Consider the following 11,670-nt stretch of genomic DNA (forward strand, 5'->3'; position numbering starts at 1 on the left):
CCCATCCATGCCGCACTGCGACATGACAAGGCTCTATACGCGTGCGTATGCTGTCCATACCGCACCGTGTGGGACGGTGATGGTCGTCCGCCGCAGGCGATCCAGCGGCATCGCAGAAACCCGGGGGGGATTCCATGCGTAGATTCGCGTTCGGCGCGCTGTTGGCGTGCGCCGCCTTGTTTGCCGCCACGCCGGCGCTGGCCGCCGATGTGACGGGCGTCGCTTTCGTCCACGGCACCGGCCACCAGACCGACGCCTACAACGACTACTGGCAGCCGACCATGGTCAACAACGTTCGCGGCGGCCTGGCCAATCCGGCCAATTACACGGTGATCAACTGCGACTTCGAGCAGTACATGTGGGACAGCCGCGCCGCCGGTTGCCTCGCCACCCAGCTCACCAGTTTCATCAACGCCAAGGGCATCACCCGGCTGATCATCATCACCCACTCCAACGGCGGCAACGTGATCCGCTGGATCATGTCGAACCCGACCTGGGACAGCCGCTATCCCAACATCATCAGCAAGATCGTGCGCGTCAACGCGCTGGCGCCATCGTCAACGGGCACACCGCTGGCGGATGCCACCATCAACGGCAATGTGTTCGAAACCTCGCTGGGCTGGCTGCTGGGCTACAAGTCCGACGCGGTGCGCCAGCAGCAGGTCAGCTGGATGGCCTACTACAACGGCAACTACCTGTACGGCACCAGCGGCCGCCCGTCGCTGCCAAAACTCTTCCGCAGCGTGGTCGGCACCGATGTCGAAACCGCGGTCTGGGATTCCGACAGTTATTGCGGCGGCTACACGCTCAACGTCGGTCTGGAAATCACCCAAGCCTGGCTGGACTCCTGCTCCGACGGTTTCCTCAACTGCAGCAGCCAGTCGGGCGCCGGTTCGGTGTGGTTCAAGGACAAATCGCGGATGGCCGGCGGCGAGCCGCTCAGCCACAACCAGAGCCGACGCGCCTGCTTCGGCCTGGACACCATCCTCCGCAATGACATGAAGTGAGGCCACGACCATGCGCATTTCCAAACTGCATGCCGCGGCGCTGGCCGCACTGAGCACCCTGGCGATGGCTTCCGCCTTCGCCGCCCAACCGCTGCTTCCGGCCGGACATGGCGATCAGGTGCCGGCGCGTTTGGTGTCCCTGCCCGCGCCCACCGGCGCGATCGAACGCCAGCCGGTTGCCTTCTCCTGGAAGCTTGATCCTGCTCTGGCCTTGGCGCAGCCGGCGCCCTACATGGCCGAAAGCCGCGAATACTGGCTCACGGTCGAAGGCACGGAGCTGCAGCGCGGCGTGGCCTTGCCGATGACGGCGAGCGGCGCGCTGGTGCGGGTCAGTCCGGCGCGCGGCGCAACCCCGTTGCGCGCCAGCGACTTCGCCGTGTCGAGCCAGGGCCGGCGCGTGACGGTCGACCGCAGCGCCGACGCCGCCGCGCTGCGGCAGGCCGGCATGGACGCCAGCGCCGGCACCCAGGTCCTGCGGCTGGGCGCCGGCAGCGGCGCCGGGCAAGCCACCTTGCGTGCGGCCAACGCCAATGGGCGCTACGTGGTGCACGTGTTCGAACCCAACAGTGCGCTGGTGATGTTCGCGCGCGCCGACCGCGACCACGCCCTCGCCGGCCAGCAGATGCGGGTCGCCATCGGTGCCACCAGCGCCGGGCGTGCGACCGGGCTGCGCTCCAGCGCCCTGCTGGTCGCGCCGGACGGCAGCAGCCAGAAAGTGGCCGTGCGCACTGCGGCCGGCGGCGGTCAGGAAGCCGTGTTCAAGCTGCCGACCGCGGCGCACCAAGGCGGCGGGCTGTGGGAACTGCAGGTGTTTTCGATCGTCGGCGGGACCCCGCGCGATGCCCGCACCGCCTTCGCGGTGGCGCAGCCAACGGCGCGTTTTGCCGGCAACTTCGCACTCGATTCCAGCCACCTGCGCGTCTCGCTGCCGGTGCAGGCCGCCTCGCCGGGACGCTACGAAGCGCGCGGCACGCTCTATGCCACCGCGCCCGATCGCAGCCTGCGTGCGGTCTCGGAAGCTCACGCGGCGGCCTGGATGAACGCTGGCAATGGAACGCTGGTGCTGGAGTTTGAACGCGCGCACCTGCCGGCAGGCTACGGCGCGCCGTATGAACTGCGCCAGCTCGAATTGAACGACCAGGGCCGGATGGCACCGCTGGAATCACGGGCAAGGGCGGCGCGGTTCTGACCGCATTCCGACGCAAGGAGCGTTTGCAGCGACGGCCGGGCTTGCCCGGCCGTTCGCTTTTGCGCAGTCTAGGGAAATGTTGAAAAAGTCCGTCCTGGACTTTTTCAGCACCGCCGAGTCCGGCACCCTTCGTCAAGCTCAGGGCGGGCATGTCCGGACTCGGCCCACACGGATCAATCACTTGCGTGAATGATCCGTGGCCGGCCATCCTTGGCCGGCAGGCAACGCTGACTCGATCAGCGTTGCCCTAGGCACCACTGCTGATGGAGCGTTGGATGGGCAAGAAAAGCAAATGGGGCCTGGCGCTGGTCGTGGCGGCGCTGCTGGCCACGCTGGGCTACGTTGTGGCCGGGCCGTGGATCGCCATCAACGGCATCCGCAAGGTCGCCGCCAGCGGCAATGTCGCCGAGCTGTGGCGCTTCGTCGATTTCGACCAGCTGCGCGCCAGCGTCGGTCCGCAGCTCCGCGAGCGCATCGCCCGTGGGCTGCTGGCCCGGGTTGGCGCGAGCGAGCGGCCGCAGACCCTGGCTGAAGTGACCGAAATGATCAGCAAGCGCCCGATCGACGCCCTCGCTTCGCCCGAGGGCATCCAGCACCTGCTGCGCAACAACATCCTCACGCCCGCCGGAAGCGGTGGACCTGGCAACCGCGCACCTTCCGATCCGCTGAAGGACGCCAAGACACAATTCGAATCGGCGTCGCTGTTCACCGCCACCGTGCCAAACGCGAACGGCAAGCCACTGGTGTTCGAATTCCGCCGCAGCGGCCTGACCTGGAAATTGACCGGCCTGCGATTGCCTGAGAACAACTGAGCACCGGACGGATTTCCGGCCTGTTTCTTCTGGGTGTTCAGGGCGTTGCGTGCCCTTCCTTCAATTAATGTATATCTTTAATAATTCAGTACAATTTATTGAATATAAATAGTTATATTCATGAGGAAACGCGCTCTCGGAACCCCCTACCGCCGGCCCGGGAGTGACGAGCGGAGCCAATGGTTCGAGCTACTCACCGTTGGCCACGCCGTGCGGCACGTGGCCGGCGGCGACGTGGCGGCGCGCGGAATCGATGTTGTGCGGGGAATCGTCGAAGAAGATATCGGCGCCGAAGGCCTCCAGGAACGGGCCCTTGTCGCGGCCACCGAGGAACAGCGCTTCGTCCAGACGCACGTCCCACTCGCGCAGGGTGCGGATCACCCGCTCGTGCGCCGGCGCCGATCGCGCGGTCACCAGCGCGGTGCGGATCGGCGCGTCCTCGCCCGCCGGAAACGCCACTTGCAGGTCATGCAGGGCCGACAGGAAGGCACGGAACGGTCCGCCCGACAGCGGCTCGTGCGCCAGCGCCTGTTCGTGCCGGCCGAACGCTTCCACGCCCTGCTCGCGCGAGACCCGTTCGCTTTCGTCGCAAAACAACACGGCATCGCCATCGAAGGCGATGCGCAATTGCGACTGACGCGGCTCGTTGGCTTTTTCCGGCAGGATGGTGGCAGCGGCCACCCCGGCCGCCAGCGCGGCGCGTACCGATTCGGGGTTGGCGGACAGGAACAACTGCGCACCGAAGGGTCGGATGTAGGGCCAGACCGGCGCGCCGGCAGTGAACGTGGCACGGCGGATATCGAGGCCGAAATGCTCGATCGAATTGAATACCCGCAGCCCGGTATCGGAAGAGTTGCGCGACAGCAGGATCACCTCGACCCGCGGCGCATTCTTGGCGGCACCCGCGTTCAAGGCCAGCAGCTTGCGCACCAGCGGGAAAGCAATGCCGGGCATGAGCACGTCGTCCTCATGGCGACGCTGGAAATCCGCGAATGCCGCGATGCCCTCGCGCTCGAACAACGCGTGGCTGTCCTCCATCATGAACAGCGCGCGCGCGGTGATGGCGACGGTGAGGGTGGCGACCGGCTCCTGCATGGGCGCATTGTCGGCGATCCGGGTCGCAGATGCTGCGACCGACGCAGATGCAGTCAAACCGCGAACTGCTCGATCAGGATGCGCTCTTCCAGATTGTGGCCCTGGTCGAACAGCAGGCTCACCCCGCGCTTGTCCGATTCGCGCACCAGCACTTCAGTGACGTCGCGCACTTCGTGTGAATCGGCGGTGGCACTGACCGGGCGCTTGTGCGGTTCGAGGATCCGGAAGCGCACCTCAGTGCCCGATTTCAACACTGCGCCACGCCAGCGTCGCGGCCGGAACGGCGCGATCGGCGTCAAGGCCATGACATTGGCGCCCAGCGGCAGGATCGGCCCGTGCGCCGAGAAATTGTAGGCGGTGCTGCCGGCCGGAGTTGCCAGCATCACCCCATCGCAGACCAGTTCACCCAGCCGCACCTCGCCGTTCAATTCGATGCGGATATTGGCGGTTTGCCGGGTTTGCCGCAGCAGCGAGACCTCGTTGTAGGCCAGAGAGGTGACACTGGCGCCGGATTCGGTATGCGCCACCATTTCCAGCGGATGCAGCAGATCCGGTTCGGCCGCCGCGATCCGCGCCGGCAGGTCATCGCCTTGGTGATACTGGTTCATCAGGAAGCCGACCGTGCCCAGCTTCATGCCGTACACCGGTTTGCCGAGCCCGCCGTAGCGATGCAGGGTTTGCAGCATGAAGCCATCGCCGCCCAAGGCCACCAGCACGTCGGCCTCCTCCGGCCGGCAATGGCCGTGGCGCGCCGCCAACTGGGCCAATGCCGCCTGCGCCTCTTCGGCGGGGCTGGCCAACAGGGCAAGGCGCGGCGGGCTGCTCATGGCCTGAGCATACAACCCGCCGCCACCCGCAAGCCCCGGAGTCGTGTTTTCAGGCACACCGGGGCCACGGCCACGCTCAAGCCCGGCTGGCCAGCTGCGCCACCCGCTGCACCGCTACCGAGGCAGTCGGATAGTCCAGGGACTTCTGGGCGCCCAGCTCGGTCAGCATCGCCAGGGTGAAGCGCAAGGTCGCATCATCGCGGGCCAACCATGCGGAAACCCTGGCATCGGCGGTCTTGCCGGGCAGCGACAGCACTTGCGCGGTCAGCGTGCGCAGCTGCGCGGAGAGCTCGTCCCGCAACACGCCGCGCGCCACCGCATGCCAGCGGCCTTCGACCTTGAGCCCGTCGATCTGGGCGCGCAGCCAGGGCGCGCGCAGGGCGTCGGACAGACGGAAGTAGACCTTGGCCACCTCGATCGCGCGCAGTTTGCGTTCGCGCGCCAGCTCGATGATGTTCGGGCAGGATTCGAGGTACGGCAGCGCCGCGAGCTGGTCGGCCAGCGCCGCCGGCACGCCCTTGGCCCGCCATTCCTTGCGCATCGCCTCGTAGGCCGGGCGCTGCGAGTCGGGCAGGATGCCCTCGCCGGCGCGGATGTCCCGGAAGCCGTCGTGGTAGCGCTCCACCGCCGCGGTGATCGCCGGGACGGCGCCAGGCCGCGCCAGCAGCCAGCGGGTGAAACCGCGCTGCAACTCCCAGATCACCATCAGCGCATCGACCTGGACGGCATCGGCCACCTTGCCGTCCAGCGCGTCGATCTGCGTCCACAGCTCGCGTGCGTCCAGGGTCTCGCGGGTGATGGTGTAGGCGCGCGCCACTTCGCCGATGCTGCGACCGCTGTCTTCCTGCATGCGCTGCAGGAAGGTGGCGCCCATCCGGTTGATGGTCGAGTTGGTCACCGCGGTGGCGATGATTTCGCGCTTCAGCCGGTGCCCCTCCATCGCCTTGGCGAAATCCTTCCGCAGCGGCGCCGGGAAGTAGCTGACCAGTTCCTTGGACAGATACGGGTCTTCCGGGATGTCCGAAGCCAGCAGCTCGGGGAACGCCACCAGCTTGGAATAGGACAGGATCACCGCCAGTTCGGGCCGGGTCAGGCCCTGCCCGCGCAGCTTGCGTTCGGCGATTTCGGCATCGGTGGGCAGGAACTCGATCTGGCGGTCGAGCAGGCCATGCGACTCCAGCGTGTTGATGAAGTGCATCTTCGAGCCGAGCCGACTGGCGCTCATGCGCTCCATCAGGGTCAGCGCCTGGTTCTGGCGGTAGTTGTCCTTGAGCACCAGCCGGGCAACCTCGTCGGTCATCGAGGCCAGCAGCTTGTTGCGCGCCTCGATCGTGAGGCGCTTCCTGCGCACTTCGGCGTTGAGCAGGATCTTGATGTTGACCTCGTGGTCGGAGGTGTCCACGCCGGCCGAGTTGTCGATGAAGTCGGTGTTGAGCAGCACGCCGGCCTGGGCCGCCTCGATGCGACCGAGCTGGGTCATGCCGAGGTTGCCGCCTTCGCCGACGATCTTGCAGCGCAGGTCGCCGCCATTGACGCGCAGGCCGTTGTTGGCGCGATCGCCGACATCGGCGTTGCTCTCGCCGGCAGACTTGACGTAGGTGCCGATGCCGCCGTTGTAGAGCAGGTCTACCGGCGCCCGCAGCGCGGCGTGAATCAGCTCGGTCGGGGTCATCTGCTTGATCGCGTCGTCGAGGCCCAGTGCCGCCCGCATCTCCGACGTGATCGTGATCGACTTGAGCGAACGCGCGAACACGCCGCCGCCCTTGCTGATCAGCTTGGCGTCATAGTCGGCCCAGCTGGAGCGTGGCAGGTTGAACAGGCGCTGGCGTTCCTTGAACGAAACCGCCACGTCCGGGTTCGGGTCGAGGAACACGTGGCGGTGGTCGAAGGCACAGACCAGCCGGATGTGCTTGCTCAGCAGCATGCCGTTGCCGAACACGTCACCGGACATGTCGCCGATGCCGACGCAGCTGAAGTCTTCCTTCTGGCAATCCTTGCCCAAGGTGCGGAAGTGGTGCTTGACCGACTCCCAGGCGCCGCGCGCGGTGATGCCCATGCCCTTGTGGCTGTAGCCGGCGCTGCCGCCGGAAGCGAAAGCGTCGTGCAGCCAGTAGCCGTGCGCCTCGGCGATGCCGTTGGCGATGTCCGAGAAGCTCGCGGTGCCCTTGTCGGCCGCGACCACCAGATAGGGATCGTCGTCATCGTGGCGGACGACGTTGCGCGGCGGCACGATCTTGCCGTCGGTAGTCAGGTTGTCGGTCAGGTCGAGCAGGCCGTTGATGAAACGGCGGTAGCAGGCCTTGCCTTCGGTCAGCCAGGCTTCGCGGTCCTGCGCCGGATTCGGCAGCTGTTTGGGATAGAACCCGCCCTTGCTGCCGACCGGCACGATCACGGTGTTCTTCACCATCTGCGCCTTGACCAGGCCCAGCACCTCGGTGCGGAAATCCTCGCGCCGATCCGACCAGCGCAGGCCACCGCGCGCCACCGCGCCGAAGCGCAGGTGGGTGCCTTCCACCTTCGGGCCGCAGACCCAGATCTCGCGGAACGGACGCGGCTTGGGCAAGTCCGGCACCTTGGCGGTATCGAACTTGAAGGCAAGGTAATCGGCCGGGCCGCCGTCCTTGCGCAGGCCATCCCCGCTTTCATCCCGCGCGTAGTCGATGTAGTAGTTGGTGCGCAGGGTCGCTTCGATCACGCCGATGAAACTGCGCAGGATGCGATCTTCGTCGAGGCTGGCGACGCGGTCGAGCAGGCCCAGCAGGGTTTCGCGGGCGGCCGTGGCTTGCGCTTCGCGGGTGCCGGCGCGGGCCTTCACCAGCGTCGTCAGTGCCTTCATCGCATTCTCGTCGCCCGCCGCCAGCATCCGCAGCTGCGCGCCGAAATGTTCCATGCCGCGCTTGATCTCGCCGGCGCTCTCATGGCCGGTGGCCGGATCGAAGCGTGCTTCGAACAGTTCGACCAGCAGCCGCGCCAGCAGCGGGTAGCGCGCCAGCGTGGACTCCATGTAGCTCTGGGAGAAGGCGATGCCGGTTTGCAGCAGGTATTTGCAGTAGGCGCGCAGCATTGCGACTTGCTTCCACGACAGCCCGGCGGCGAGCACCAGCCGGTTGAAGCCGTCGTTTTCGGCAGCGCCGCGCCAGATATGGGCGAAAGCCTCCTCGAAATTCTCGTCCAGCGCATCGACGTCCAGGTCGCCCAGCAGCGATTCGACTTCGAAGTCCTGGATGTACACCACCCCGCCTTCCGCATCGAGCCGATACGGATGCTCGGTGATGACCCGCAGCCCCATGTTCTCCATCATCGGCAGGGCATCGGAAAGCGGGATGTCCTTCAGCGGCCGGTACAGCTTGAAGCGCATCCCGCCCTGCTTGCCGGGAGCGGCGTCGAGCGCCAGCCGCAGATCCTCGGGCCCGGTCAACGCCGCCAGGTGCTCGACATCATCGGCGGCCACGTTCGGGCTGACGTCTTCGATGTAGCCGGCCGGCAGCGCGCTGCCGAAGCGCGCCAGCAGCTTGAGGCCAGCCTCCTCGCCGTGGCGTTCGACCAGGCGCTCGCGCAATTCGTCGCGCCAATCGCGCACGATTTCGCCCAGACGGCGCTCCAGCATCGGCAGGTCGGCCGGCTTGCGTTCGGCGTCGGCCGAGGGCCGGACCAGAATATGCAGCTGTGCCAGCGGCGAGTCGTCGATCTGCACGTTGGTGTCGACCCGTTCGCCGCCGAGGGCGTCGCGGAGCATCGCCTCGATCCGCTCGCGAATGCGGTTGTTGACCCGATCGCGCGGCACGTAGGCCAGCGCGGAGTAATAGCGCCCGTAGCGGTCGCGGCGCAGGAACAGCTTGCTGCGCACCCGCTCCTGCAGCGACAGGATGCCCAGGCAGGTCTTGAGCAGCTCCTCCTCGCCGGACTGGAACAGCTCATCGCGCGGCAGGGTCTCCAGGATGTGGCGCAAGGCCTTGCCGCTGTGGCTGTCCGGGTCCAGCCCGGACTTGTCCATCACGTAATTGTGGCGTCCGCGCACCAGCGGGATGTCCCACGGCCGGCGGGTGTATGCGCTGGAGGTGTACAAGCCGAGGAAACGCTGCTCGCGGATCGCCCGGCCGTTGGCGTCGAACTCGAGCACGCCGATGTAATCCATGTAGCCCGGGCGATGCACCGTGGCGCGGGCGTTGGTCTTGGTCAGGATCAGCGCATCGACCGCGCCGGAATGACGCATGGTGTGGGCGGCGAGTGATTTGACCGGGCGCGCCTTGCTGTCACCGTCGTTGCGCAACAACCCCAGGCCGCTGCCGGGCACGGCGCGCAGCACGTCTTCCTTGCCTTCGCGCTCGACCCGGTATTCGCGATAGCCGAAGAAGGTGAAGTGGTTGTCCGCGGCCCAGCCCAGGAATTCCTGCGCCTCGTGCTTCTCGGCTGCGCTCAGCGGCAGCTTGCGGTTCGGAAGATCGTCGGCCAGCGTGCGCATCTGCGCCCGCATCGGCTGCCAGTCGGCCACGATCGCACGTACGTCGTCCAGCACGTGGGTGATGCGCGCCTTGACCGTCGCCAGCCCGGCCTTCGGCTGCCGGTCCAGTTCGAAATGCATGATCGACTCGCGCTCGCCCTCCCCGATCCGGGTGAGCGCGCCGCTGCGGTCGCGGGTGATGCGCATGACCGGGTGCCCGAGCGCATGCACGTTGATGCCCTTCTCGGCCAGCGCCATCGTCACCGAATCGACCAGGAACGGCATGTCGTCGTTGACGATTTGCAGGATCGTGCGGGCACTGCCGGCGGTCCCCGCTTCCAGCGGCGGGTTGAAGACCTGCACATTGGCCTTGCCGCGCTTGCGCGATCGCGAAAAGTCCAGCAGCGACAGCGCCAGCTCGGCCCATGCCTCCGCACCGCGGCTGGCGAATTCCTCGGCATCCATGCGCTGGAACAGGGCGCCTGCAAACGCCGCCGCTTCCGCCTGACTGGCCTTGCCAACCCGTTTTTGCACGGCATCAAGGACCGGCTTCAGGCTGTCTTTCCCGCCGTTTTCGACTGACTTGCTCATGTGGATCACTGCCTCCAAAGGAAGACGGCCGCACCCTCTGGCGCGGCCGGTTGGATCAATCTGGCCTTCAGCGCAGGCCGGTTTCGTTGCGGGCGATGACCAGCCGCTGGATTTCGCTGGTGCCCTCGTAAATTTCGGTGATCTTGGCGTCGCGGAAATAGCGTTCGATGGGCAATTCCTTCGAATAGCCCATGCCGCCGTGGATCTGCAGCGCCTGGTGGGTGATCCACATCGCGGCCTCCGAAGCGGTGAGCTTGGCCACCGAAGCCTCGGTCGTGAATCGCTGCCCCCGGCTTTTCAGCCACGCCGCCCGCAGGGTAAGCAGCCAGGCCGCATCGAGCTTGCACTTCATGTCGGCGATCTTGGCCTGGGTCATCTGGAACGCGCCGATCGGCTGGCCGAAGGCCTTGCGTTCCTTGACATAGCCGAGCGTGGCCTCATAGGCGGCGCGGGCGATGCCGATCGCCTGCGAGGCAATCCCGATCCGGCCGGCATCGAGCACGCCCATCGCGATCTTGAAGCCCTGGCCTTCCGCGCCCAGGACCTCGTCGGGCTGGACGCGGTAATCGGTGAATTCGATCTCGCAGGTGGCCGAAGCGCGAATGCCCAGCTTCGGTTCGGTCTTGCCGCGATGGAAGCCTTCACGGGTGGTATCGACCATGAAGGCGGTGATGCCGCGGGCGCCCAGCTCGGGGGCGGTGACGGCGAACAACACGATGTATTTGGCGACCGGGCCGGAGGTGATCCAGCTTTTCTTGCCGTTGACCAGAAAACTGCCGTCGGCCTGCTTGACGGCCTTGCAGCGCATCGCGGTGGCGTCCGAGCCGGACTGTGATTCGGTCAGGGCAAACGCGCCGATCTCGCGACCTTCGGCGATCTCGCGCACGTACTTCTGCTTCTGCGCCTCGGTCCCGAAGGTCAGGATGCCGTTGCAGAACAGCGAATTGTTGACCGAAAGAATCGTGCTGTGGGCGGCATCGGCGGCGGCGATCTCGATCATCGCCAGCACGTAGGCCACGCTGTCCATCCCGGCGCCGCCGTATTCGATCGGCACCTCGATGCCCATCAGCCCGTTTTCACCGAGGGCGCGGATGTTTTCGAGCGGAAACTCCCCGGTCCGGTCATGGTGCTCCGCGCTGGGTGCGATCTTCTCGCGGGCGATGCGGCGGGCCACATCCTGCAGCATCCGCTGCTCTTCGCTGAAGCCAAATTCCACGACTGCCTCGTGACGCAACCGGAAAGCGCCATTGTAGCTCGCCGCGCGGGGGAACCCCAGCCCCTGCCCCGGCCTCAATCCAGTTCGTTGAGCCTTTGCGTCGCCAGCACTGCGGCCGTCCGCAAGGCCCCGGAGTAGAACTTGCGTCTTGGCTCCGCTTGCTCGGCCGTCGTTTCCAGACCGTGGATGAAGGCCGAAATCAAGTCGCGGGCGTTGAACTGGTGACCCAGGTCGGCATAGGTCTTGGCAACGGCATCCTTCAGATGCCAGTCCACATTGATCCCCGTCTCTGCCTGTTTGGCAAGATCGATGACGCTCAGGATGTGGGGTGTGACCAGGCTGACGGTGGTTTTTGTCATGAGGGCGGCTGGGTAGGCTGCGAACGGGAGGACGCCCCGCCGACTGCACGGGAAGGCGCCATCAGCGCGCGATTGTAGCAATCAGCGGTACGATGCCAAAGCTTGCCGGTCTTGCCTGCCGGGATCGCGTCGA

8 protein-coding genes are annotated in these 11,670 nt (G+C 66.4%); 3 read left to right on the plus strand and 5 right to left on the minus strand.

Annotated features, from left to right (window positions below):
- The first annotated feature begins 134 nt into the window (after positions 1–134).
- The 3 genes from M9902_RS09775 to M9902_RS09785 all read left to right on the plus strand — a co-directional run bounded on the left by M9902_RS09775 (position 135) and on the right by M9902_RS09785 (position 3,008).
- Entirely contained in the window at positions 135–1,007 is an 873-nt protein-coding gene (locus M9902_RS09775) for a hypothetical protein (RefSeq protein ID WP_297174932.1), read from the plus strand.
- A 10-nt stretch (positions 1,008–1,017) separates the two neighbouring features.
- Complete coding sequence (locus tag M9902_RS09780) at positions 1,018–2,196, plus strand: DUF4785 domain-containing protein (RefSeq protein WP_297222633.1); 1,179 nt, start codon at positions 1,018–1,020, stop codon at positions 2,194–2,196.
- Between the two features lie 275 nt (positions 2,197–2,471).
- On the plus strand, positions 2,472–3,008 hold the full coding sequence (locus M9902_RS09785) for a DUF2939 domain-containing protein (protein WP_297222635.1): 537 nt from the start codon (positions 2,472–2,474) through the stop codon (positions 3,006–3,008).
- Between the two features lie 189 nt (positions 3,009–3,197).
- Here the strand turns inward: M9902_RS09785 and M9902_RS09790 are convergent, their stop codons facing one another.
- From M9902_RS09790 to M9902_RS09810, 5 genes are all read right to left on the minus strand, one after another.
- The gene (locus tag M9902_RS09790; RefSeq protein ID WP_297222637.1) at positions 3,198–4,103 is read right to left on the minus strand and encodes a 5'-nucleotidase; all 906 of its coding nucleotides are present in this window, start codon (positions 4,101–4,103) and stop codon (positions 3,198–3,200) included.
- 53 nt (positions 4,104–4,156) lie between these two features.
- Positions 4,157–4,930: an NAD kinase gene (locus M9902_RS09795; protein ID WP_297174039.1), complete on the minus strand. Its 774-nt coding sequence runs from the start codon at positions 4,928–4,930 to the stop codon at positions 4,157–4,159.
- A 76-nt stretch (positions 4,931–5,006) separates the two neighbouring features.
- Entirely contained in the window at positions 5,007–9,962 is a 4,956-nt protein-coding gene (locus tag M9902_RS09800) for an NAD-glutamate dehydrogenase domain-containing protein (protein ID WP_297174036.1), read from the minus strand.
- Positions 9,963–10,029: 67 nt separating this feature from the next.
- Complete coding sequence (locus tag M9902_RS09805; protein WP_297222640.1) at positions 10,030–11,178, minus strand: acyl-CoA dehydrogenase family protein; 1,149 nt, start codon at positions 11,176–11,178, stop codon at positions 10,030–10,032.
- A gap of 74 nt (positions 11,179–11,252) precedes the next feature.
- The gene (locus M9902_RS09810; RefSeq protein ID WP_297222642.1) at positions 11,253–11,537 is read right to left on the minus strand and encodes a hypothetical protein; all 285 of its coding nucleotides are present in this window, start codon (positions 11,535–11,537) and stop codon (positions 11,253–11,255) included.
- Between the last annotated feature and the right edge of the window lie 133 nt (positions 11,538–11,670).

Source organism: Thermomonas sp. (genome assembly GCF_023953935.1).
In the GTDB taxonomy this organism is placed as follows: domain Bacteria; phylum Pseudomonadota; class Gammaproteobacteria; order Xanthomonadales; family Xanthomonadaceae; genus Thermomonas.